Below are 22,180 nucleotides of genomic sequence, written 5' to 3' on the forward strand. Positions count from 1 at the left end.
GTCAGAGCACTTCGCCTTTGTCCCACAGGTGAACCAGCTCGCCGGGTGCCTGGTCCTCAGGCACCTGCAGCACCATCTCGTCGTCCTGGTCGTTGGCGCGATAGTGCACCTCGATCTGGAAAAACCGCTGGTCGCCGCGCCCGGGCGTGGAGGAGGTCAGTGGCAGGCAGCCCTCCAGGACCGAACTGATGCGTGTGCGCTGGTCGAGGTCGCACTGGGCGAATTCGATTTCCCGTGGTCGGGTCAGCGCATGGATGGCGGCCACGCCGCCCTGGCGCGACAGCCGTATCACCGCTTTGTCGTCTAGGTCTGGAAGGGTTTTCATCAGCTCTCCTGTGTCAGGTCGACGCCGACCTGGGCCCAGCCGTTCTGCACCGCTTGCACTTCCCGCGTGCCAAAGCGCTGGCGGGCGTGCTCGACGGTCAGGCGGGCGAAGGCGCTGAAGGACGCGTCATTGGCCAATCTTCGGTCGCACAAGGTTTCATACCAGATCCGGCCGGCCTTTTCCCAGGCAAATCCGCCCAGCGTGGTCGCCACCAGATAAAAGGCCCGGTTGGGGATGCCGGAGTTGATGTGCACGCCGCCGTTGTCTTCACGGGTAATGACGAATTCGCGCATGTGCGCCGGTTGCGGGTCCTTGCCCAGCAACGGGTCATCGTAGGCGCTGCCGGGGTTGGACATGCTGCGCAGGCCGTCGCCGTTGATCTTGTCGGTGAGCAGGTCGGCGCCGATCAGCCAGTCGGCCTGGTCGGCGGTCTGTTCAAGTACGAACTGCTTGACCAGCACACCGAACACATCGGAGATGGACTCGTTCAGCGCACCGGATTGGTTGGCGTAGACCAAGCCGGCCTCGCTTTCGGTGACGCCATGGGCCAGCTCGTGGGCCACCACATCCAGGGAGCGAGTGAAGCGCTGGAAGATTTCGCCATCGCCGTCGCCGAACACCATTTGCGCGCCGTTCCAGAAGGCGTTTTCATAACCCTGGCCATAATGCACGCTGCCCACCAGGGCGAAACCTTTGTTGTCGATGGAGTCGCGTCCCAGGACCTTCCAGAAAAAATCATAGGTGGCGCCGAGGGCGTCGTAGGCTTCGTCCACGGCTGGGTCGCCACTGGCCCGCTGGCCTTCCAGGCGGACCGGCTGGCCGGGCAGTTCCATGGTGTTCTGGGCGTCATGCACGCTGCGTTGCGGCTGTCCGGCCTTGCCGGGCTTGGGCAGCTTCGCGGCGGCGGGAAGGTTGCCGGGCGGGCCGGGGTTGTGCCGCAGGCTGCGCACGTGGGTCAAGGTGCCGAGGGCGCTGGAGCGTTGCTGTTCGGAGCCGTGGGCGACGATGCGATTGAGGATGTACGGCGGAATGAAGCCATGGAGCGGGCGAGAGTCGATCATCAGAAAATCCTTATCTGAAAAGCAGGGTCGATACCCATGTGAACAGAAGAGACCGTCGCGGTTCCCTGCCGCATGGCATACAACGTTTGCCATGCGCCAGGATTTCTGCGAAAACCCCGCGCCTGGATCACACGAGGGATACCGCCATGAATGAAGAGCTGCAAATCATCGACCTGGAACAGGGCGACGGCAAAAGCGTAGTCAAAGGTGCGCTGATCACCACCCAATACCGCGGCACCCTCGAAGACGGCACCGAATTCGATTCGTCCTACAGTCGCGGCAAACCCTTCCAATGCGTGATCGGCACCGGTCGCGTCATCAAGGGCTGGGATCTGGGCCTGATGGGCATGCAAGTCGGTGGCAAGCGCAAGTTGTGGGTGCCGGCCCACCTGGCCTACGGTGAGCGGTCCATGGGTGCCCACATCAAGCCCAACGCCAACCTGATCTTTGAAATCGAGTTGCTGGAAGTCCTGACCCGGGACGATTGATGGGCTGAGCGGGTCATGGCCTGTCGGTACGTGACCGCTCGCTGAACAACGGGATGCGGCCGTTGACGGAGGGGCGATAGCACCAGCTCAACTGATCCAGGGGCGGTTCGTGCTCCAGAATCGCCGTCAGCGTGGCGCGGGCGATGTCCATGGCCAGGGTTTGGCCCGGGCATTCATGGCGGCCGCTGCCGAAGCTGAAACTGCGGCGGTTCGGGCGGTCGAGCAGCAGGGTGTCTGGTCGGGGGTTGAGCTGCGGGTCGCGGTTGGCTGAGGCCAGCAGCACCAGGACCACCTCTCCAGGGTTCAGCGCAGTGCCGAGGATTTTGCAGGGCGCGGCGATGAAGCGGCGAGTGTTTTGCACAGGCGGGTCGAAGCGTTGGATTTCGGCCAGCAATGAGCCGATCTGTGTGGGGGCCTCCCGCAGCGTCCGGCGCAGCGCTGGATCGCCGATCAGCGCCAGCAACGCGTTGCCGATCAGGCCAGCGGTGGCTTCATAGGTTTGCGAGAGCAGACCGATCAGGTTGGCGATTTTACTGTTTGGATCAGCGCCTTCGAAGCCTTGGCCAATGCCCAGCAACAAAGGGTTGTCCTGCGCCTCGATCCGCGCCTGGAATAAACCGGTCAGTTGCTCGCTGGCTCGGTGCGCCAAGTCCAGTTGTGGTTCTTGGCTCAGGGGCGACAGGCCAGCGACGAAGTCTCCGGTCAACTCGCTGACCCGCTGACAGTCCGTCGGGTTGAAACCCAGCAACGCCGCGACCACGCTGGCCGGCCCGATGAACTGGGCCTGGTGCAGGCCTTTGGCGCCCTCTCGGAGAAAGCGCGCCCTGACCAGTGCCTCGACCTGCCGGGGATTGATGTCCTGCAACCGCGGCGCAATCGCCGCCCTTGGGCAATGCTGCCGCTCCCCTTCGTTCATGCGCATCAGGTGCCCGAACACCCGTCCGGTCGGCCCTTCGGCGATGGCCTTTGGCACCGGCTCGTGGGCTGGGCGCACATGGCAATCGGGATGGTGCAGCACCGCGCACACGGCCTCGGCGCTGCTGGCGATCCACAGGTTCAGCCCGGGATCGAACGCCAGCCCGCCGGCAGCGCGCAGGGCGGCGTAAAAAGGGTAAGGGTCGGAATGCGTCGCGGCGGTGATCGGGTCCATGAAGCGCTGCCTTGTTCGTGATGGAGAAAGTGTTGCTACTATCTCCAGTCGATGCATGGCTTGATTCGTCGGGGAGCGAAATATGAACGCAGAGCACCATGACCTGGGCGTGTCCCAAGTGGCCGCGGCCATTGCCGAACCGGCGCGCACCCGGATGCTGTGCGCGTTGATGGACGGCCATGCCCGCACCAGCACCGAATTGGCGAGTATCGCCGAGGTCAGCGCCTCGACCGCCAGCGCCCATCTGGCAAAACTCAAGCAAATGGCCCTGGTGCGCCTGCATGTCCAGGGCCGTCATCGTTATTACAGCCTGGCCGATCCGCGCGTCGCCCAGGCTCTCGAGGCGCTGATGGTGATCGGCCAGAGCGCCGCACCGACCTTCACCCCGCGCACACCGGATCGCCTGCAATTTGCCCGCACCTGTTACGACCACATGGCCGGCACCCTTGCGGTGCGCCTGCATGATCGGATGATCGAGGCTGGATGGCTGATAGAGGTGGAAGGTGATGGCTATCGGCTGAGTGAGTCCGGCGAGGCGGTGTTCGAGGGCTTGGGCATCGATGTCCAGCACCTTGCCACGCAACGCCGCCGATTCGCCTGTCCGTGCCTGGACTGGAGCATGCGCCGTCCGCACCTGGGCGGTGCCTTGGGGGCGGCGTTGCTGCAAGTGGCGATCAAGCGCAAGTGGGTGATCCAGGACCTGGACAGCCGGGCGCTGGGGGTGACGGCCATTGGTCGCCGGGAGATGGCGGGGCGGTTTGGGGTCAGTGCCGAAATTGATGTCAAACCCACCGCCGTCATCGCGAGCAAGCTCGCTCCCACAGTGAGCCTGCGGTGAACACAATACTCATGAACACCCAAGCCCCCCTGTGGGAGCGAGCTTGCTCGCTATAGCAGTTTCAGCACCACCCGCGTCATCCAGCCATATGCCGGCGCCGATACTCATCCGGCGTGGTGCCCATCATCTTGCGGAACATGCTGATGAACGCCGAGGCGCTGCTGTAGCCCAGGTCCAGGCCGATGGTTTCCACGCTCTGACCACGTTCGAGCAGGGCCAGGGCTTCGATGACTCTGAGACGCTGGCGCCATTCCACCAATGACATGCCCAGGTCCCGCTGGGCCCGGCGCATCAGCGTGCGCTCGGTGGTGTTGGCGGCGCGGGCCAGTTGCGGCAAGGAGCGCGGGTCGCTGGGGTTCGCTTCCAAGGCACGCAGAACGGGGCCCAGCAGTGGATCATCCGAGGAGGGCAGGTAGCTGCCGACATGGGGTGCCTGCGCCAGCTTGTCCACCAATACCTGCAGCAAGCGCTGCTGCTCGGGCGTCTGCGGTTGGCTCGGTGGATCGCTGCGCAGCTCTTCCAGCAGGGCGCGGATCAGCGGGCTCAAGGTCAGCGCACAGGGTACGGCCGGCAACGCGTCGCACAGTTCCGCGGCGAGGTACAACGAACAATGGCAGGCCTCATGGCGATTGAAGCCAACGTGTTCCATGTCCGGTGGCAGCCAGATGCCGTACTGCGGTGGCGCCAGGTAATGGTGCTGGGCGATCTCGATTTCCATCACGCCACTGTAGGAGTAGACGAACTCACCCCAGGCATGCCGGTGCCGGGGGTAAGTGGCATGGGCCGGCATGCAGGCGCTGCGAAAGAAAATCGACGAGGGCAGGGCGGCTTCGAACGGAGGAATCTTCAGATGTTGGGCTGGAGGCTGCATATCGACCGCAATGGCGGATTACCGGGATGGCTTGTCGGATAATCACTATATCGAGCAAAGGTGTCAGGCAGACAATCCTTTCATCTCTTTCTGCCCAAGGACCGTTCCCATGACCACCCGCCGCGCCCTGGATGGCCAGGTCTGCGCCCTGATGACCGGCCTCTGTGCCATTTGGGGTTTCCAGCAAGTCGCGATCAAGGCCGGCGCCGCCGACATGGCGCCGATGCTGCAACTGGGCGTGCGCTCGGCCATCGCTGCGGCACTGGTCTGGTTGTTGGTGCTGGTGCGCGATGAACGCCTGTCCCTGGCCGATGGCAGTTGGCGCCCGGGCCTGCTGGTGGGGTTGTTGTTTGCCTTGGAGTTCGTGATGGTGGGCGAAGGCCTGCGGCATACGACGGCTTCGCACATGGTGATTTTCCTCTATACCGCACCGATGTTCGCCGCCCTCGGCTTGCACTGGAAACTGCCGAGCGAACGCCTCAAGCCGGCGCAATGGCTGGGCATCGCCGTTGCCTTCGGCGGGATCGTGGTGGCTTTCAGCGGGGGCTCGGGCGCAGCGAACGGCAGCTCGTTGCTCGGTGACGGCATGGGCTTGCTGGCCGGTGCGCTGTGGGGCGCAACCACGGTGACGGTACGCTGTTCGCGTTTGACGAATCTGCCGGCCAGCCAGACGCTGCTTTACCAACTGGTTGGCGCCGGGGTGCTGTTGATTGGACTGTCGATAGCGCTAGGGCAAACGACGATCAACCCCACGCCGCAACTCATCGCCAGCATGGCGTTCCAGGTGTTGCTGGTGTCCTTCGCCAGCTTCCTGATCTGGTTCTCCCTGCTGCGCCACTACCTCGCTTCGCAACTGGGGGTGCTGTCGTTCATGACGCCGCTGTTTGGCATCGGTTTTGGCGTCTGGTTGCTGGATGAGCCGCTGGAGCCGAACTTCATCGTTGGCGCGGTTCTGGTGCTGGGCGGGATCTTGCTGGTCAGCGGTTACGGATGGTTTCGCCAGCGTTGGGGGCGATGGCCGGTTTTGCGTCGAGGGTAACTGAGCGAAGGAATAAAAAAGCCCGCCCCTGCTGAAGCCGAGGTGGGCTTTTTATTGAGGCCAAAAAGCCTTCAGGTGCCCGCAAAGGCTTGGATCAAACCTTGACGATCCAACCCGCTGGCGCTTCCACGTCGCCGGTCTGCACGCCGGTCAGCTCTTTGTAGAGCTTCTGGGTGATCGGGCCGACTTCGGTTTCGCTGTGGAACACGTGCAGCTTGTCCTTGTAGCTGATGCCGCCAATCGGGGTGATCACCGCAGCGGTACCGCAGGCGCCGGCTTCCTTGAAGTCCGACAGCTTGTCGATGAACACGTCACCTTCGATCACTTCCAGGCCCAGGCGCGATTTGGCCAGTTCGATCAGCGACAGGCGAGTGATGCCCGGCAGGACCGAAGGGGATTTCGGGGTGACGAATTTGTTGTCGTGGGTGATGCCGAAGAAGTTGGCCGAGCCGACTTCCTCGATTTTCGAGTGAGTCATCGGGTCCAGGTAGATGCAGTCGGCGAAACTGGCCTTCTTGGCCTGGGAGCCGGGCATCAGGCTGGCGGCGTAGTTGCCACCGACCTTGGCCGCGCCGGTGCCTTGTGGGGCGGCGCGGTCGAAGCTGGAGATCAGGAAGTTGTGCGGGGTCAGGCCGCCCTTGAAGTAGGCGCCGACCGGGATGCAGAAAATCGAGAAGATGAACTCGGGTGCGGTGCGCACGCCGATGTTGTCACCCACGCCGATCACGAACGGGCGCAGGTACAGCGCGCCGCCGGTGCCGTAAGGCGGGATGAAGCGCTCGTTGGCGCGGACCACTTGCTTGCAGGCTTCGACGAACTGCTCGGTCTCGACGTGCGGCATCAGCAGGCGGGCGCAACTGCGCTGCATGCGGGCGGCGTTCTGGTCCGGGCGGAACAGGTTGATCGAACCGTCCTTGCAGCGATAGGCCTTCAGGCCTTCGAAGCACTGCTGACCGTAGTGCAGGGCGGTGGAGCCCTCGCTGATGTGCAGCACGTTGTCTTCGGTCAGGGTGCCCGCGTCCCAGGCACCATCGCGCCAGTGCGACAGGTAGCGCTTGTCGGTCTTGATGTAGTCAAAGCCCAGTTTGTCCCAATTGATGCTCTCGTTACCCATGACACCCTCTATTTCTTAACAACCGTCGAAACGGTTCAAGGCTTCTGACGTTTTTTGGATGGGGACAACAATACTTCATTCCGGGGCTGTTTCGCAGCCTCACTCGATGATTGTTCCCATGCTCCGCGTGGGAATACTTCAACGGACGCTCCGCGTTCGGCTTTGGGACGCGGAGCGTCCCTGGCTGCATTCCCACGCGGAGCGTGGGAATGATCCTGATGCGTTACAGATGCAACGCATGCCCCAGCGCCCGCAACGCCGCTTCCTGCACGGCCTCGCCCAGCGTCGGGTGGGCGTGGATGGTGCCGGCGATGTCCTCCAGGCGCGCGCCCATCTCCAGGGATTGGCCGAACGCGGTGGACAGCTCCGACACGCCGACGCCGACCGCTTGCCAGCCAACGATCAGGTGATTGTCCCGGCGGGCCACGACCCGGACGAAACCGCTTTTCGATTCCAGGGTCATGGCCCGACCGTTGGCGGCGAACGGGAAGCTCGACACAATGCAATCGAGCCCGGCCGCCTTGGCCTCGTCCGGTGTCTTGCCGACCACCACCAGTTCCGGATCGGTGAAGCACACCGCGGCGATGGCCGTTGGGTTGAATTCCCTGTGCTGGCCGGCGATCAGCTCGGCGACCATTTCACCCTGGGCCATGGCCCGGTGGGCGAGCATCGGTTCGCCGCTCAGGTCGCCGATGGCCCAGACGTTGCGCATGCTGGTCTGGCAACGGTTGTCGATTTTCAGCGCCGAACCGTTCATCGCCAAGTCCAGCGCTTCGAGGTTCCAGCCCTGGGTGTTGGGTTTGCGACCAACGGCCACCAGCACCCGGTCGGTGTCCAGGTTCAGCGTCTCGCCATCGGGATCACGCACTTGCAAGGTGCTGGCCTGGGCATCGAAACCTTCGACGCTGTGCTTGAGGTACAGCTTCACGCCCAACTGCTTGAGCGCCTCGTGCACTGGTTGGGTCAGCTCGCCGTCATAGGCTGGCAGGATCCGTTCCTGGGCCTCGACCACGCTGACCTCGGCGCCGAGCTTGCGGTAGGCAATGCCCAGCTCCAGGCCGATGTAGCCACCGCCGACCACCACCAGATGCTTGGGCACCGAGGTGGGGGCGAGGGCTTCGGTGGAGGAAATGATCGGCCCGCCCACCGGCAGCATCGGCAGATTGACGCTTTTCGAGCCGGTGGCCAGCAGCAGGTGTTCGCACTGGATGCGCGTGTCACCGACCTCGACCGTCTTGCCATCGATCACTTTGGCCCAGCCGTGAATGACCTGGACCTTGTGCTTCTTCAGCAGCGCCGCGACGCCGGTGGTCAGGCGATCGACGATGCCGTCCTTCCATTCCACGCTCTTGCCGATGTCCAGCGTCGGCGCCGCCACCGTGATGCCCAAGGCCGCCCCCTGGCTGTGGTGCCGGGTCTGGTGGAACTGCTCGGCCACATGGATCAAGGCCTTGGACGGGATACAGCCGATATTCAGGCAGGTCCCGCCCAACGCCTGGCCTTCCACCAGGATGGTCGAGATGCCCAGTTGCCCGGCACGGATCGCCGTCACATAGCCGCCAGGGCCGCCGCCGATGATCAGCAGCGTGGTGTTCAAAGTTTGCATCGCCTGCTCCATTGATGATTAGTCCACAAACAGGGTGGCGGGTTGTTCGAGCAGGCCACGCAGGGCCTGGATGAATTGCGCCGCGTCCATGCCGTCGACCACCCGGTGATCGAAAGAGCTGGAGAGGTTCATCATCTTGCGGATCACGATCTGGCCCTTGATCACCACGGGCCGCTCGACGATTTTGTTTACGCCGACAATCGCCACTTCCGGCAGGTTCAGCACCGGCGTGCTGACGATGCCGCCGAGCGCACCGAGGCTGGTCAGGGTGATGGTCGAACCGGACAGCTCATCGCGGCTGGCCTTGCCCGTGCGGGCCGCCGTTGCCAGGCGGGAGATTTCCGTCGCGCTGTCCCACAGGCTACGGGCTTCGGCGTGACGCACCACCGGCACCATCAGGCCAACATCGCTCTGGGTGGCGACGCCCACATGCACCGCGCCTGAGCGGTGGATGACCTGGGCGTCATCGTCGTAGCGCGCGTTCATCTGCGGAAAGTCGCGCAGGGCCACGACCAAGGCGCGGACCAGGAACGGCAGCAAGGTCAGCTTGCCGCGACTGGCGCCGTGTTTTTCATTCAAGTGAACCCGCAGCTCTTCCAGGGCGGTGACGTCGATTTCTTCGACGTAGCTGAAATGGGCGGCGCGCTGGGTCGCTTCCTGCATGCGCTGGGCGATCTTGCGACGCATGCCGATCACCGGGATCTGCTGCTCGTCGTGGCGCTCGACATAACCCGAACCGCCCTTGGCCTGGGTCGACGGACCTTGGGCCAGATAGGCTTCCAGGTCCTCGTGCAGGACCCGTCCGGCGGGGCCGCTGCCCTGGACCAGGCGCAATTGAATGCCCAGGTCCAGCGCGTGTTTGCGCACGGCCGGCGACGCCAGTGGACGCTCGTCGGGGTCGCGGGCCACAGGTGCTTGCGGGGCGCAGCGTGGCGCGGCGGTTTTTTCCGGCACCGGTTCAGGTGTTGCCACGGGGGCCGGCTTCGGTGCTTGCGCAGCCGGGGCTGGCGCTGGCGTCTGTTGGGCCGATTCTTTCAGGTTACCCGCACCTTCGACTTCAATGCGGATCAATTCGCTGCCCACCGCCATGACTTCACCGGGCTCGCCACCCAGGGCGATGACCCGGCCATGCACCGGAGAGGGGATATCCACCATGGCCTTGTCGGTCATGACATCGGCCAGCACCTGATCTTCGACCACCATGTCGCCGACCTTGACGTGCCACACCGACAGTTCAACTTCCGCGATGCCTTCGCCGATGTCCGGCATCTTGATAACGTGCGTGCCCATTCAGACCTCCATGACCCGTTTCAACGCCGCGCCCACACGGGACGGCCCTGGGAAATACGCCCACTCCTGCGCGTGCGGGTAGGGGGTGTCCCAACCGGTGACACGCTCGATAGGCGCTTCCAGGTGGTGGAAGCAGTGTTCTTGCACCAACGCCACCAGTTCGGCGCCGAAACCGCAGGTGCGGGTGGCTTCGTGGACGACCACACAGCGGCCGGTTTTCTTCACCGACTTGACGATGGTTTCCAGGTCCAGCGGCCACAGGCTGCGCAGGTCGATGACCTCAGCGTCGATACCGGTTTCCTCGGCGGCGACCTGGGACACATAGACCGTGGTGCCGTAGGTGAGGATGGTCACGTCCTTGCCCGGACGGGTAATCGCGGCGACGTCCAGCGGCACCGTGTAGTAGCCGTCCGGCACTTGCGCCGAGGGGTGTTTCGACCACGGTGTTACCGGGCGGTCGTGGTGGCCGTCGAACGGGCCGTTATACAGGCGCTTGGGTTCGAGGAAGATCACCGGGTCATCGTTTTCGATGGAGGCGATCAGCAAGCCCTTGGCGTCGTAGGGGTTGGATGGCATGACGGTGCGAAGGCCGCAGACCTGGGTGAACATCGCTTCGATGCTCTGGCTGTGGGTCTGGCCGCCATAGATACCGCCGCCGCAGGGCATGCGCAGGGTCATTGGCGCGGTGAACTCGCCGGCCGAGCGATAGCGCAGGCGCGCCGCTTCGGAAATGATCTGGTCCGAGGCTGGGTAGACATAGTCGGCGAACTGGATCTCGGCTACTGGGCGCAGACCGTAGGCGCCCATGCCCACCGCCACGCCGACGATGCCGCTTTCGGAAATCGGTGCGTCGAACACCCGCGAGGTGCCGTACTTGTTCTGCAGGCCTTCGGTGCAGCGGAACACGCCGCCGAAGTAACCCACGTCCTGGCCGAACACCACGACGTTGTCGTCGCGTTCGAGCATCACGTCCATGGCCGAGCGCAGGGCCTGGATCATGGTCATGGTGGTAGTGGTCATGGCGGTGTCCAACGCAATATTGTTGTTGTGATCGTTCATGTCAGATCCCCAACTGCTGACGCTGGCGCTTCAAGTGCTCCGGCATCTCTTTGTAGACGTCTTCGAACATGGTCGCGGCGCTTGGAATCTGCCCGCCGGCGAGGGTGCCGTACTGTTCGGCCTCCTTCTGCGCGGCGATCACTTCGGCTTCGAGTTCGGCGGTAACTGCCGCATGTTCCTCTTCGGACCACTGGCCGATCTTCACCATGTGCTGCTTGAGGCGCGCAATCGGATCGCCCAGCGGGAAGTGGCTCCAGTCGTCGGCGGGGCGGTACTTCGACGGATCGTCGGAGGTGGAGTGCGGGCCGGCGCGGTAGGTGACCCATTCGATCAGCGCCGGGCCGAGGTTGCGGCGGGCACGTTCGGCGGCCCAGCGCGAGGCGGCGTAGACCGCCATGAAATCGTTGCCATCCACGCGCAGGGAGGCGATGCCGCAACCGACGCCGCGTCCGGCGAAGGTCGTGGCTTCACCACCGGCAATGGCCTGGAAGGTGGAGATTGCCCACTGGTTGTTGACCACGTTGAGGATCACCGGCGCCCGGTAGACGTGAGCGAAGGTGAGGGCAGTGTGGAAGTCCGATTCGGCGGTGGCGCCGTCACCGATCCAGGCCGAGGCGATCTTGGTATCACCCTTGATCGCCGAGGCCATGCCCCAGCCCACGCCCTGGACGAATTGCGTGGCGAGGTTGCCGGAAATGGTGAAGAAACCAGCGTTCTTGACCGAGTACATGATCGGCAACTGGCGGCCCTTGAGCGGATCGCGCTCGTTGGACAGCAGTTGGCAGATCAGGTCCACCAGCGGCACTTCGCGGGCCATCAGGATGCTTTGCTGGCGGTAGGTGGGGAAGCACATGTCGTCGATGTTCAACGCCAGGGCCTGGGCGCTGCCGATGGCTTCTTCGCCAAGGCTTTGCATGTAGAACGACATCTTTTTCTGACGCTGGGCGACGACCATGCGGTTGTCGTAGATGCGAGTCTTGAGCATGGCACGCATGCCCTTGCGCAGGATCTCGACGGGAATGTCCGCGGCCCAGTCGCCCAAGGCATTGCCCTGGTCGTCGAGCACGCGAATCAGGCCACGGGCCAGGTCGGCGGTGTCGGCGGGTTCGACGTCGATGGGAGGTTTGCGCACCGTGCCGGCATCGGACAGATGCAGGTAGGAGAAGTCGGTCTGGCAGCCGGGACGGCCCGAGGGTTCTGGGACGTGCAGGCGTAGCGGTTCATACGCTGGGTTCATGGCTTTCTACGCTCGATCTTGTGAATTTCTTGTAGTGGGCGCGCTAGCTGACGAATTTCCCCGGGTACGGGAAATTGTCCTACAACAATCATAGGCTCGACGCAGAAGAATATTTTTCTCTGTTAGCTTGCTGTTCAGATCATTTGCAGATAAAAAATCTGCACAACGATAAAAAACAGGATTATTTGTCTCATGCGTAAATTGGATCGCACCGACATCGGCATTCTGAACAGCCTTCAGGAAAACGCCCGCATCACCAACGCCGATCTCGCCCGTTCGGTCAATCTGTCGCCCACGCCGTGCTTCAACCGGGTCCGGGCCATGGAGGAGCTGGGGGTGATCCGCGAGCAAGTCACGCTGCTGGACGCCGACCTGCTGGGCCTGCACGTCAACGTGTTCATCCATGTGAGTTTGGAGAAACAGGTGGAAGAGGCGCTGCAGCACTTTGAAGAGGCGATCTCCGACCGACCGGAGGTGATGGAGTGCTACCTGATGGCCGGCGACCCGGATTACCTGATCCGCGTGCTGGTGCCGACCATCCAGTCGCTGGAGCGGTTCATGATGGACTTCCTGACCAAGGTCCCGGGCGTGGCGAACATCCGCTCCAGCTTTGCCCTCAAGCAGGTGCGCTACAAGACCGCGCTGCCGTTGCCGGCCAATGGGTTGACCCTGGGCACCTGACCCCCTGTGGGAGCGAGCCTGTTCGAAGGCGGCGGCACTTCAACATTGATGCCAGCAGACCCACCGCTATCGCGAGCAAGCTCGCTCCCACAATGGGACCTGCGTTTGGCTGCGGATTCATTGGCAACCCAAAACCCTGTGGGAGCAAAGCTTGCTCGCGATGCAGGCGCCTCGGTTTCCCAGGAGACCGCCTTCACTTCATCGCGGGCAAGCCTTGCTCCCACAGGGAAGTGGGCCTTAGAGCATCCGACACTGCATCGAAAACCCCAGCGCCACCGACTGCCCTTGCTCCAGCAAACGCAACCCCGGTCGCCCCGGCAGGTGATGGGCGTTGACCGGATGACTGACCGGTTCGATGCAGAAGAAGTCCAGGCCCACGGGGCAGTACAGCAGGAAATAGTCGCTGCCACTGGCGCGGCACTCCAGCTCATAACCCAAGTCCGGTTGCTGGATCAGACAGTGCCCGTCCCAACCGCCGAAGCCGTTGTCGACCAGCGTGTCTGGCAGTAACCGGGCGTGCTGGAAATCCCACTCTGCGGGGATGTCCCTCAGTTCCGTTGGCAGTTTCGATGCGTCGCACAGCCAGACTTCGCTGGCGCGGGTTTGCAGGCGAGTACTGGCGGTGCGCGGAAAATACGGATGCAACCCCAGCCCGTGCCAGGCGGCCTGTTCGGCCATGTGGGTGACGTGCATGGCGATCTGCAACTGACCGCCGCTCAAGCGAATCCGCAGGCTGGCGCAATAGGCGAACGGGTATTGGCTGTCGAGTTGCAGCAACACGTCCTGGGCACTTTGCTCTATCACTTGCCACGGTTGTTGCCAGGCACTGCCATGGATCGGAAACGGATCGTTGGGGCTATTGGCCTCCAGGGCCAGCCAGCCGCCGGGGCAGTCGAAACCGCCGTTGGCGATCCGGTTCGACCAGGGGATCAACGGGAAGCCGCCGAGCTTGCCGGGCAAACGGTTTTCCAGCGCTTGCGGAGCGGGAGGGCGTAACAGCGGCGCGCCGCTGCTGCGCAACGTCCAGTCGACGAGGCTGGCGCCCAGGTGAGGGGCGAGGGTGAGGCGGGTGAGTTCGTCTTCGAGGTAGAGAAGAGGTTGCGTCATGGTGGTCGCGTCTGTCGAGTGGGGAAAAAGCTTTTGTGTCGAGGGAGCTTGCTCCCTCGACACAAGGGGGGACTTGCGCGCTTTTGGGGTTACAACACCAGGTGCGGCAACCACAGGGAAATGGCGGGAACATAAGTCACGAGCAGCAGCACTACGAACAGCATGGCGTAGAACGGCAGCAGCGCCTTGACGGTGCTTTCGATGCTGACCTTGCCGATGGCGGAACCGACGAACAACACCGCGCCCACTGGTGGCGTGATCAGCCCGATACCCAGGTTCACCAGCATGATCATGCCGAACTGCACCGGGTCCACGCCGATGCCCACGATCACCGGCATCAGGATCGGTGTCAGGATCAGGATCAATGGCGCCATGTCCATCACGGTGCCCAACAGCAGCAGCATCACGTTGATGCACATCAGGATCACGTAGCGGTTGTCCGACAGTGTCAGGAACGCGGTGGTGATCTTCGCCGGGATCTCCATCAGCGTCATGATGTAGCCGAAGCTGGCGGCGAAGCCGATCAGGATCATCACGATGGAGATGGTGCGTACCGTGCGGTGCATCAGTTTCGGCAACTCGCTCCACTTGTAGTCGCGATAGATGCACATGGTCACGAAGAATGCCCACACCACGGCGATGGCGGCCGATTCGGTGGCGGTGAAAACACCCGAGAGAATGCCGCCAAGGATGATGAACAGGGTCATCATGCCCCACATGGCTTCCTTGCAGATCTTCAACGCTTGCTTGAGGGGAATTACTTCGCCCTTGGGGTAATTGCGTTTTTTCGCGAAGACCAGGCACAGCGCCATCAGGCACAGGTTCATCATGATGCCGGGGACGATGCCGGCCATGAACAACGAACCGATGGAGACGGTGCCGCCAGCGGCGAGGGAGTACAACACCGCGTTGTGGCTGGGCGGTGTCAGCAACGCTTGCACCGAACCACTGACGGTGACGGCGGTGGCGTAATCACGCGGATAGCCGCGGCGTTCCATTTCCGGGATCAACACCGAACCGACCGAGGCGGTGTCGGCCACCGAGGAGCCGGAGATCGCGCCAAAAAAACTCGAGGCCACCAGGTTGACCAATGACAGGCCACCACGCACGAACCCCACCAGCACACTGGCGAATGCCACCAGTCGGCGGGACATGCCGCCTTCGGCCATGATCGCACCGGCCAGCACGAAGAACGGAATGGCCAGCAACGAGAATTTGTTCACCCCGCCTGTTACCTGGATCATCATGGCCTGGAACGGAATATCGATCCACCACGCCCCGATCAGGGCGGCGGCGCCCAACGCGTAGGCGACCGGCATGCCGATCAGGATCAACAGTAAAAAACTGCCCAGCAGAATCAGAGCGTCCATTAAACGGCACCTTCGCTTTCTTCGATCAGGTCGAACTGCACGACCCGACGTTGGCTTTGATCACCCAGGAAGAGTTTTTCCAGGACAAAAATCAAGGTCAGGAAACCTCCGACCGGAATCGGCATGTAGGTGATGCCGACGCGCAGGGTAGGGATGGCGCTCATGAATTGATTCCAAGTGGTCATGCACAGCTTGGTGCCCCAAATGGTCATGAAGATGCAGACCGCCGCCATCAATAGCTGGGTGAAAATCGACGCCGCGGTTTGCCAGTGCGGGTGCAGGCGGCTAGTGACCATATCCACGGCCATGTGCGAGCCGGAGCGATAGCTGGCGGCGGCACCGATGAAGGTAAACACGATCATCAGCAAGATGGCGGTGGGCTCTGGCCAGCTTGAGCCGGTACCGAGTACATAGCGGGCGAACACCCCCCACGGAATCATCAGGGCAACTGCCAGGACAGATAGGCCGGCTACCCAGATGCACGTCATGTAAATCGTGTCGTTGATACGCAGCAGCAAATTCTTCATCGGGTTCCACCGTAACCGGGCGCACCTTTTAACCGCAGGCGCGCCCAGCCTTTTCATGAGTACGGATTGAGAGGGCTTACTGAACGGCTTCGATACGCTTGATCAGGTCGGCATACGGCGCGCCGTATTTGGCCCGGATCGGTGCGGTGGCGTCGTAGAAAGGTTTCTTGTCCACGGTGATGAACTCGACGCCGGCGGCCTTGAGTTTTTCTTCACTGGCGGTGGACTTCTTGTCCCACAGCACGCGCTCTTCAGCCTGGGCGGCCTTGGCGGCTTTCTTCACCATGTCCTGCTGCTCTGGGGTGAGTTTGTTCCAGGTGATTTTCGACATCACGATCGGCTCAGGCAGGATCAGGTGACCGGTCAGGCTGTAGTACTTGGCGTTCTGGTAGTGGTTGTGCTCGAGCATGGTCGGTGGGTTGTTTTCCGCGCCGTCGATCACGCCGGTCTGCAAGGCGCTGAAGATCTCGCCGGTGTCCATCGCGATACCATTGCCGCCCATGGCGTTGATGGTCTCGATGAACATCGGGTTGCCCTGCACGCGAATCTTCATGCCCTTCATGTCTTCGAGCTTGCGCACCGGTTTCTTGGTGTAGAGGTTGCGCGTGCCGCCGTCCATCCAGGCCAGGGCCACCAGGCCGAATTCGGAATTGGTGATCCGATCGAGGATCGCATCGCCGACTTCACCATCGATGACAGCGCGCATGTGGGCCTGGTCGCGGAAAATGAATGGCATGTTGAAGACGTTCACGTCCGGCACGACGGGGCCGACGATACCCAGGCTGACCCGGGACATCTGGATCGCGCCGGCTTGCATCTGCTCGATGACTTCTTTTTCAGAACCCAGTACACCGCCTGGGAAATACTTGAACTTCAGCTCGCCGTTACTCTCCTTTTCCAAGGTTTTACCCATGGATTCCTCGGCGACTACAGTTGGGTAGCCCTTGGGGTGGATGTCGGCGATCTTGATATCGAGGGCATGGGCCGCCTGGGCCAGAAAGGCCAAGGGGAGGGCTGCGATCAGAAGCGTACGTTTGAAATTCATGGTCAATCTCCAGTCTTGTTGTTTTTTTATGGCTCATCCAGTGAATCGGTGAAGCAGATCAGTTCGCGGAGTACTCCCGTCCTCCGAAAGCAGGTTCAGCCAGGCCCCTGACGCCGGGGTTGAGGGCGAACACGCCACCGGCCAGGGACTGCGGGTCGTTGTCGTCACCGGGGCGGATCGAGGTGACGAAGAGGGTGTCGAGGCGACTGCCGCCAAAGGCGCACATGGTCGGTTTTTTCACCGGCACTTGCAGCGAACAGTCGAGACGTCCGTCCGGGGTGAAACGGTGAATCAGCCCGGCATCATTGGCGCAGATCCAATAGCAACCGTCGGCATCCACCGCGGCGCCATCCGGGCGACCGGGCAACGGCATCATGTCGACGAACAGCCGCCGGTTGGACGGCGTGCCGCTGTCGATGTCGTAGTCGAAAGCCCAGATCTGCTGCACCAGCGGGTGTGAATCGGAGAGGTACATCGTGCGTCCGTCCGGGCTGAAGCCCAGGCCGTTGGGCACGATGAAACCGCTCAGTTGCGCCTCGACCGGGCTGCGCTGGCCTGCCTCGTAGCGATACATCTGGCCCGCGTCCGCGTTGGCGCCCATGTTCAGCACCATGCTGCCGGCCCAGAAGCGGCCCTGGCGGTCGCAACGGCCATCGTTGAGGCGCATGTCGGTACGGCTGTGCTCGACGCTTGCGCACAGTTCGCTGTCCAGGCTGCCGTCATCATTGGGGTGCAGGCGAAAGAAACCGCTTTCCATGCCCGCTACCCAACCACCGTCCTGGTGACGGGCGAGGCAGGCGAGCATTTCAGGGGCTTCCCAGCCCTGGATTTTTCCGCTGCTGGCATTCCAGCGTTGCAGGCCACCGCTGGGAATGTCCACCCAATACAGGGCATTTTCCTCGGGGACCCAAACCGGGCTTTCCCCGACGGCGTTGCGTGCATCGACAATCAATTCGGCTTGCATGGTGATTCCTTTGTGCGTGCGTATCCCATGAAAAACAGCGAATCAGTCGTCGAATGGGCCGGCCGCCACAAAGGCGCCGCCCTGATAAACCATGGCCGGGTCATCGGCGGCCGGCATCGGCTGCGCTTCGACCTTGGCGCGGAAAATTTCCGAGGTGTCCTTGGGCTGGTAACCCAGGTGTGCGGCCTGGCTGTTGTCCCACCAGACGTCGCGGTTGGCGGACACGCCGTAGACCACGGTGTGGCCGACTTTCGGGGTGTAGAGCGAGCATTCGATCAGTTGAGTGAGGTCGTCGAAGCTCAGCCAGGTGCTCATCATCCTGCGGTTCTGCGGTTCGGCGAATGACGAGCCGATGCGGATGCTGACCGTCTCGATGCCGTAGCGATCGAAGTAGAAACTGGCGACGTCTTCGCCGTAGGACTTGGACAGGCCGTAGTAACCATCCGGGCGGCGAGGGGAGAGGGCGTCGATGGTCTGGTCTTGTTTGTAGAAACCGATGACGTGGTTGGAGCTGGCGAAGATCACCCGCTTGACGCCGTGTTTGCGGGCGGCTTCATAAATGTGGAAAACGCCGCTGATGTTGGCGCCGAGGATTTCTTCGAACGGACGCTCCACCGAAACACCGCCGAAGTGCAGGATGGCATCGACACCTTCGACCAGTTGATGCACGGCCTGCTTGTCCGACAGGTCGCAGGGCACCACTTCTTCGCTTTCGTCGATTGCCGGGGCCATGTTGGCGATGTCCGACAGGCGAATGTGGCGGGCGAAAGGCTTGAGGCGCTCGCGCAAAACTTTGCCAAGGCCGCCGGCGGCACCGGTCAATAGGAGGCGATTGAGGGGGTGGCGAATCTGTGTCGTGGTCATGGCATTACCTGAGCAAACTATGAGAGGTACAGTTGTTATAAGTTGTCGTACGACCGAGAGGGAATATCCTTATCCTTCCGTTACCTTGTCAACGTTTGATCGACGAACCGCTCTGGATCGGCGTCCCTGCCGCAGATTGCCATGGGATGCGCTCATGGCAAATGGATCCTGGTATTACAGAAGCGAGAATGGATAGTTGATGAAAATGCGGTTCTCATCGAATTCGTTGGTGCTGTAGTCCCGACGAATCGATGCGTTACGCCATTTCACGTTGAGGCTCTTCAGCGCGCCACTTTGTACGGTGTAGGCCAGTTCTGTTTCACGGCCCCATTCCTTGCCGTCATCAACGGTGGCGGTGTGCACGTTGTCACCGCTGATGTAGCGGTTCATCAGGGTCAGGCCCGGCACGCCGACAGCGGCGAAGTTGAAGTCGTGGCGCACTTGCCAGGATTTTTCCTTGGCGTTGTCGTAGCTGGAGTTGTAGCTGTCGTTGGCCAGGGTGCCGCCGCTGGTGCCGTTAACGCGCATCCAGGCATCATCGCCGCCGACTTTCTGCAGGCCGACATAAAAGGTGTTGCCGCCGTATTTGGCCGAGAGCATGGCGAACGCGGTTTTGTTGTCCAGGTCGCCGGCCAGGGCGCTGCCGTCTTCCTTGCCGATGAAGTAGCCGAGGTTGGCGCCCAGGGTCCAGTCGCCGATGGGCTGGCTGTGGGTCAGGTTGAAATATTGCTGCTGGTAGATGTCGGACAGTTCCGAGTACCAGACGCCGACCTGGGTGCGTTTTTCGTTGAAGGTGTATTCACCGCCGCCGAAGTTGAAACGGTCGGAGGTGAACGCGCCGCGGCCGTTCATCGACATGTCTTCCATGCTCGCGTCGTTGCGCGGGCTGTTGGCGCGGAACTGGCCGCCGTAGAGGGTCAGGCCGTTGATTTCGGTGGAGGTCACTTGGCCGCCACGGAAGGTTTGCGGCAGGGAACGGCCATCGTCGGAACGCAGGATCGGCAGTACCGGCATCCACTCACCGACTTTCAGTTCGGTCTTCGACACCTTGGCCTTGAGGGCGACGCCCAGGCGACCGAAGTCATCGGCGGGGCGACCGTCATCATGTACCGGCAGCAGTTGCGTACCGGCCGTGCCACGACCGCCGTCGAGCTTGACCGAGTACAGGCCCAGCACGTCCACGCCGAAACCGACCACGCCCTGGGTGAAGCCGGACTTGGCGTCGAGAATGAAACTCTGGGTCCATTCCTCGGCTTTGCCTTGGGCATTGTTCGAGTTGGTGAAGTTGCGGTTGAAGTAAGCGTTGCGCAGGTTCAGCGTGGCCTTGGCATCATCGACGAAGCCTTCGGCGCTGGCGGTCATGGGCAGAAACGCCGCAAGGCTGCTGCAACCGAGCAGTATCAGGGCGGGGCTGGTGTTGAGAAAGGTACGGCGGTTTGGACGGTTGTCGGGCGAAAAACGGACACGTGTGCTCACTATGACGCTCCCTACTTTTTTGTTGTTTTTATTTGTCATACGTCGTCGTACAACATGCTGGGGATTATTTGGAAGCGGCTGCTCGTTGTCAACTGGCCATTATCGGAATTATCCAACTCGGGAGTGCTTCAAAATGAGGCACTTCAATGGTCGTCACCGATCGAGGTCAAGATCGCAGGCCGTGGCGTCGGGCGAATCCGTGGCTTGAGAATAGCGATGAGGGCGATTGGTTGTGCGATGACTGGTCTAAGACATTAGTCGAATGTCCCCCGATCAGAAGGCTTGTGATCGTTCCCACGCTCTGCGTGGTAATGCATCCCGTGACGCTCTGCGTCACCTTCCAGAAGCGGAACGCGGAGCGTCCCTGGCGGCATTCCCACGCGGAGCGTGAGGAACGATCTTCCACCGCCGCCGCACCCTTATCGTTCCCACGCTCTGCGTGGTAATGCATCCCGTGACGCTCTGCGTCACCTTCCAGAGCGGAACGCGGAGCGTCCCTGGCTGCGTTCCCACGCGGAGCGTGAGGAACGATCTTCCACCGCCGCCGCAGCCTTATCGTTCCCACGCTCTGCGTGGTAATGCATCCCGTGACGCTCTGCGTCACCTTCCAGAGCGGAACGCGGAGCGTCCCTGGCGGCATTCCCACGCGGAGCGTGAGGAACGATCTTCCACCGCCGCCGCAGCCTGATCGTTCCCACGCTCTGCGTGGTAATGCATCCCGTGACGCTCTGCGTCACCTTCCAGAGCGGAACGCGGAGCGTCCCTGGCGGCATTCCCACGCGGAGCGTGAGGAACGATCTTCCACCGCCGCCGCAGCCTGATCGTTCCCACGCTCTGCGTGGTAATGCATCCCGTGACGCTCTGCGTCACCTTCCAGAAGCGGAACGCGGAGCGTCCCTGGCGGCATTCCCACGCGGAGCGTGAGGAACGATCTTCCACCGCCGCCGCACCCTTATCGTTCCCACGCTCTGCGTGGTAATGCACCCCGTGACGCTCTGCGTCACCTTCCAGAAGCGGAACGCGGAGCGTCCCTGGCGGCATTCCCACGCGGAGCGTGAGGAACGATCTTCCACCGCCGCCGCAGCCTGATCGTTCCCACGCTCTGCGTGGTAATGCATCCCGTGACGCTCTGCGTCACCTTCCAGAAGCGGAACGCGGAGCGTCCCTGGCGGCATTCCCACGCGGAGCGTGAGGAACGATCTTCCACCGCCGCCGCACCCTTATCGTTCCCACGCTCTGCGTGGTAATGCATCCCGTGACGCTCTGCGTCACCTTCCAGAAGCGGAACGCGGAGCGTCCCTGGCGGCATTCCCACGCAGGAGCGTGGGAACGATCAATCAAGATCAAAAGATCGCAGGCTTCGCCAGCTCCCACAGGGATCCCCAGTGTTTTCAGAAGTGGGTGAATGCTAGTCTTGGTCAACGCTGTTGCCAGGGAGCCCTCATGGGCAATCACAAGATCGAGATTCGTCGCAGTAACGTCGAGAAAATCCTGTTGGCCGCCGAGAAGGTCTTTGCCGAGAAAGGCTTCGGCAGCACCGCCATGGCCGACATCGCCGCCGAAGTGCAATTGCCTCGTTCCAACCTGCATTACTACTTCAGCACCAAGAGCGAACTGTACAGCGCCGTGCTGTTCGATCTGCTGGAGGTCTGGAAGCAGGACGCCTTGTGCTTCGAAATGTTCGACGACCCACGGGTGGTGCTCAGCAGCTACATCCGCGCCAAGATGAACCACTCCCGCAGCCGGCCCTACGGCTCGAAGGTCTGGGCCAACGAAATCATCCACGGCGCCCCGACGCTGGGCCAGGCGCTGGACGCCAGCCTCTATGACTGGGCGAAGATGAAGGAAGCGAAAATCCGCCAGTGGGTGGAGGACAAACGCATCCTCCCGGTGGAGCCTTCAAGCCTGCTCTACATGATCTGGGCCTCGACCCAGCATTACGCCGACTTCGACCACCAGATCAACATCCTCAACGACCACCAGCCGCTGTCGGACATGCAGTTCGAGCGGGCGGTGCAGACGGTGACCAGTGTGATTTTGCGGGGGATCGGGTTGGAGCCTTGAGGTT

At 62.2% G+C, this 22,180-nt stretch carries 21 protein-coding genes; 5 read left to right on the forward strand and 16 right to left on the reverse strand.

Annotated elements, in window-relative coordinates:
- Position 1: 1 nt before the first annotated feature.
- Entirely contained in the window at positions 2-325 is a 324-nt protein-coding gene (locus AB4O22_RS08450) for a protealysin inhibitor emfourin (protein WP_003202948.1), read from the reverse strand.
- Positions 325-1,386: a M4 family metallopeptidase gene (locus tag AB4O22_RS08455; RefSeq protein ID WP_460096125.1), complete on the reverse strand. Its 1,062-nt coding sequence runs from the start codon at positions 1,384-1,386 to the stop codon at positions 325-327. The genes AB4O22_RS08450 and AB4O22_RS08455 overlap by 1 nt, the downstream gene beginning before the upstream one ends.
- Positions 1,387-1,532: 146 nt before the next feature.
- Here AB4O22_RS08455 and AB4O22_RS08460 point away from each other — a divergent pair, with 146 nt between their 5' ends.
- The gene (locus AB4O22_RS08460; RefSeq protein ID WP_003202944.1) at positions 1,533-1,874 is read left to right on the forward strand and encodes an FKBP-type peptidyl-prolyl cis-trans isomerase; all 342 of its coding nucleotides are present in this window, start codon (positions 1,533-1,535) and stop codon (positions 1,872-1,874) included.
- A 13-nt stretch (positions 1,875-1,887) separates the two neighbouring features.
- Here AB4O22_RS08460 and AB4O22_RS08465 read toward each other — a convergent pair whose 3' ends face one another.
- Entirely contained in the window at positions 1,888-3,024 is a 1,137-nt protein-coding gene (locus AB4O22_RS08465; RefSeq protein ID WP_460096127.1) for a cytochrome P450, read from the reverse strand.
- Positions 3,025-3,106: 82 nt separating this feature from the next.
- Here AB4O22_RS08465 and AB4O22_RS08470 point away from each other — a divergent pair, with 82 nt between their 5' ends.
- Positions 3,107-3,862: an ArsR/SmtB family transcription factor gene (locus AB4O22_RS08470; protein WP_013693605.1), complete on the forward strand. Its 756-nt coding sequence runs from the start codon at positions 3,107-3,109 to the stop codon at positions 3,860-3,862.
- 76 nt (positions 3,863-3,938) lie between these two features.
- Here the strand turns inward: AB4O22_RS08470 and AB4O22_RS08475 are convergent, their stop codons facing one another.
- Complete coding sequence (locus AB4O22_RS08475; RefSeq protein WP_003202939.1) at positions 3,939-4,733, reverse strand: AraC family transcriptional regulator; 795 nt, start codon at positions 4,731-4,733, stop codon at positions 3,939-3,941.
- Positions 4,734-4,842: 109 nt separating this feature from the next.
- Between AB4O22_RS08475 and AB4O22_RS08480 the strand changes: the two genes are divergently transcribed.
- Positions 4,843-5,772 carry a DMT family transporter gene (locus AB4O22_RS08480; RefSeq protein WP_436132284.1) on the forward strand — a complete coding sequence of 310 codons (930 nt, stop codon included), beginning with the start codon at positions 4,843-4,845 and terminating at the stop codon, positions 5,770-5,772.
- A 94-nt stretch (positions 5,773-5,866) separates the two neighbouring features.
- On the opposite strand, the gene AB4O22_RS08485 is transcribed toward AB4O22_RS08480, so the two are convergent.
- The 5 genes from AB4O22_RS08485 to AB4O22_RS08505 form a co-directional block, all read right to left on the reverse strand.
- Positions 5,867-6,886, reverse strand: a complete 1,020-nt coding sequence (locus AB4O22_RS08485) for a branched-chain amino acid aminotransferase (RefSeq protein WP_003202935.1) — start codon at positions 6,884-6,886, stop codon at positions 5,867-5,869.
- Between the two features lie 223 nt (positions 6,887-7,109).
- Complete coding sequence (gene lpdA / locus AB4O22_RS08490) at positions 7,110-8,492, reverse strand: dihydrolipoyl dehydrogenase (RefSeq protein ID WP_003202934.1); 1,383 nt, start codon at positions 8,490-8,492, stop codon at positions 7,110-7,112.
- An 18-nt stretch (positions 8,493-8,510) separates the two neighbouring features.
- A complete protein-coding gene (locus AB4O22_RS08495) occupies positions 8,511-9,782 on the reverse strand; it encodes a dihydrolipoamide acetyltransferase family protein (protein WP_460096128.1) in 1,272 nt (423 codons plus the stop codon).
- Complete coding sequence (locus AB4O22_RS08500) at positions 9,783-10,841, reverse strand: alpha-ketoacid dehydrogenase subunit beta (RefSeq protein ID WP_013693602.1); 1,059 nt, start codon at positions 10,839-10,841, stop codon at positions 9,783-9,785.
- Position 10,842: 1 nt separating this feature from the next.
- Positions 10,843-12,078 carry a 3-methyl-2-oxobutanoate dehydrogenase (2-methylpropanoyl-transferring) subunit alpha gene (locus AB4O22_RS08505; protein WP_003202930.1) on the reverse strand — a complete coding sequence of 412 codons (1,236 nt, stop codon included), beginning with the start codon at positions 12,076-12,078 and terminating at the stop codon, positions 10,843-10,845.
- A gap of 192 nt (positions 12,079-12,270) precedes the next feature.
- Between AB4O22_RS08505 and bkdR the strand changes: the two genes are divergently transcribed.
- Entirely contained in the window at positions 12,271-12,759 is a 489-nt protein-coding gene (gene bkdR, locus AB4O22_RS08510; RefSeq protein WP_003202929.1) for a Bkd operon transcriptional regulator BkdR, read from the forward strand.
- Positions 12,760-12,996: 237 nt separating this feature from the next.
- Here bkdR and AB4O22_RS08515 read toward each other — a convergent pair whose 3' ends face one another.
- The 7 genes from AB4O22_RS08515 to AB4O22_RS08545 all read right to left on the reverse strand — a co-directional run bounded on the left by AB4O22_RS08515 (position 12,997) and on the right by AB4O22_RS08545 (position 20,112).
- On the reverse strand, positions 12,997-13,866 hold the full coding sequence (locus AB4O22_RS08515) for an aldose 1-epimerase (protein ID WP_223471874.1): 870 nt from the start codon (positions 13,864-13,866) through the stop codon (positions 12,997-12,999).
- An 89-nt stretch (positions 13,867-13,955) separates the two neighbouring features.
- On the reverse strand, positions 13,956-15,236 hold the full coding sequence (locus tag AB4O22_RS08520) for a TRAP transporter large permease (protein WP_003202926.1): 1,281 nt from the start codon (positions 15,234-15,236) through the stop codon (positions 13,956-13,958).
- Positions 15,236-15,763, reverse strand: coding sequence for a TRAP transporter small permease (locus tag AB4O22_RS08525; RefSeq protein ID WP_223471873.1), 528 nt, complete (start codon positions 15,761-15,763; stop codon positions 15,236-15,238). The genes AB4O22_RS08520 and AB4O22_RS08525 overlap by 1 nt, the downstream gene beginning before the upstream one ends.
- Positions 15,764-15,839: 76 nt before the next feature.
- A complete protein-coding gene (locus AB4O22_RS08530; protein WP_003202921.1) occupies positions 15,840-16,808 on the reverse strand; it encodes a TRAP transporter substrate-binding protein in 969 nt (322 codons plus the stop codon).
- Between the two features lie 58 nt (positions 16,809-16,866).
- Positions 16,867-17,772 carry an SMP-30/gluconolactonase/LRE family protein gene (locus tag AB4O22_RS08535; protein ID WP_460096129.1) on the reverse strand — a complete coding sequence of 302 codons (906 nt, stop codon included), beginning with the start codon at positions 17,770-17,772 and terminating at the stop codon, positions 16,867-16,869.
- Between the two features lie 42 nt (positions 17,773-17,814).
- Complete coding sequence (locus AB4O22_RS08540; RefSeq protein ID WP_223471871.1) at positions 17,815-18,636, reverse strand: NAD-dependent epimerase/dehydratase family protein; 822 nt, start codon at positions 18,634-18,636, stop codon at positions 17,815-17,817.
- Positions 18,637-18,810: 174 nt separating this feature from the next.
- Positions 18,811-20,112, reverse strand: coding sequence for an OprD family porin (locus tag AB4O22_RS08545; protein ID WP_460096130.1), 1,302 nt, complete (start codon positions 20,110-20,112; stop codon positions 18,811-18,813).
- 1,443 nt (positions 20,113-21,555) lie between these two features.
- On the opposite strand from AB4O22_RS08545, the gene AB4O22_RS08550 reads away from it, so the two are divergent.
- Positions 21,556-22,176: a TetR/AcrR family transcriptional regulator gene (locus AB4O22_RS08550; RefSeq protein WP_003202912.1), complete on the forward strand. Its 621-nt coding sequence runs from the start codon at positions 21,556-21,558 to the stop codon at positions 22,174-22,176.
- Positions 22,177-22,180 lie beyond the last annotated feature (4 nt).

This window comes from Pseudomonas sp. S3_B11 (assembly GCF_054667715.1).

Coding starts and splice junctions, on each gene's coding strand:
- AB4O22_RS08520 (WP_003202926.1), bottom strand. CDS start 15,236: ATGGACGCTCTGATTCTGCTGGGCAGTTTTTTACTGTTGATCCTGATC.
- bkdR (WP_003202929.1), top strand. CDS start 12,271: ATGCGTAAATTGGATCGCACCGACATCGGCATTCTGAACAGCCTTCAG.
- AB4O22_RS08500 (WP_013693602.1), bottom strand. CDS start 10,841: ATGAACGATCACAACAACAATATTGCGTTGGACACCGCCATGACCACT.
- AB4O22_RS08450 (WP_003202948.1), bottom strand. CDS start 325: ATGAAAACCCTTCCAGACCTAGACGACAAAGCGGTGATACGGCTGTCG.
- AB4O22_RS08480 (WP_436132284.1), top strand. CDS start 4,843: ATGACCACCCGCCGCGCCCTGGATGGCCAGGTCTGCGCCCTGATGACC.
- AB4O22_RS08535 (WP_460096129.1), bottom strand. CDS start 17,772: ATGCAAGCCGAATTGATTGTCGATGCACGCAACGCCGTCGGGGAAAGC.
- AB4O22_RS08460 (WP_003202944.1), top strand. CDS start 1,533: ATGAATGAAGAGCTGCAAATCATCGACCTGGAACAGGGCGACGGCAAA.
- AB4O22_RS08495 (WP_460096128.1), bottom strand. CDS start 9,782: ATGGGCACGCACGTTATCAAGATGCCGGACATCGGCGAAGGCATCGCG.
- AB4O22_RS08475 (WP_003202939.1), bottom strand. CDS start 4,733: ATGCAGCCTCCAGCCCAACATCTGAAGATTCCTCCGTTCGAAGCCGCC.
- AB4O22_RS08530 (WP_003202921.1), bottom strand. CDS start 16,808: ATGAATTTCAAACGTACGCTTCTGATCGCAGCCCTCCCCTTGGCCTTT.
- lpdA (WP_003202934.1), bottom strand. CDS start 8,492: ATGCAAACTTTGAACACCACGCTGCTGATCATCGGCGGCGGCCCTGGC.
- AB4O22_RS08525 (WP_223471873.1), bottom strand. CDS start 15,763: ATGAAGAATTTGCTGCTGCGTATCAACGACACGATTTACATGACGTGC.
- AB4O22_RS08505 (WP_003202930.1), bottom strand. CDS start 12,078: ATGAACCCAGCGTATGAACCGCTACGCCTGCACGTCCCAGAACCCTCG.
- AB4O22_RS08485 (WP_003202935.1), bottom strand. CDS start 6,886: ATGGGTAACGAGAGCATCAATTGGGACAAACTGGGCTTTGACTACATC.
- AB4O22_RS08550 (WP_003202912.1), top strand. CDS start 21,556: ATGGGCAATCACAAGATCGAGATTCGTCGCAGTAACGTCGAGAAAATC.
- AB4O22_RS08465 (WP_460096127.1), bottom strand. CDS start 3,024: ATGGACCCGATCACCGCCGCGACGCATTCCGACCCTTACCCTTTTTAC.
- AB4O22_RS08540 (WP_223471871.1), bottom strand. CDS start 18,636: ATGACCACGACACAGATTCGCCACCCCCTCAATCGCCTCCTATTGACC.
- AB4O22_RS08515 (WP_223471874.1), bottom strand. CDS start 13,866: ATGACGCAACCTCTTCTCTACCTCGAAGACGAACTCACCCGCCTCACC.
- AB4O22_RS08455 (WP_460096125.1), bottom strand. CDS start 1,386: ATGATCGACTCTCGCCCGCTCCATGGCTTCATTCCGCCGTACATCCTC.
- AB4O22_RS08470 (WP_013693605.1), top strand. CDS start 3,107: ATGAACGCAGAGCACCATGACCTGGGCGTGTCCCAAGTGGCCGCGGCC.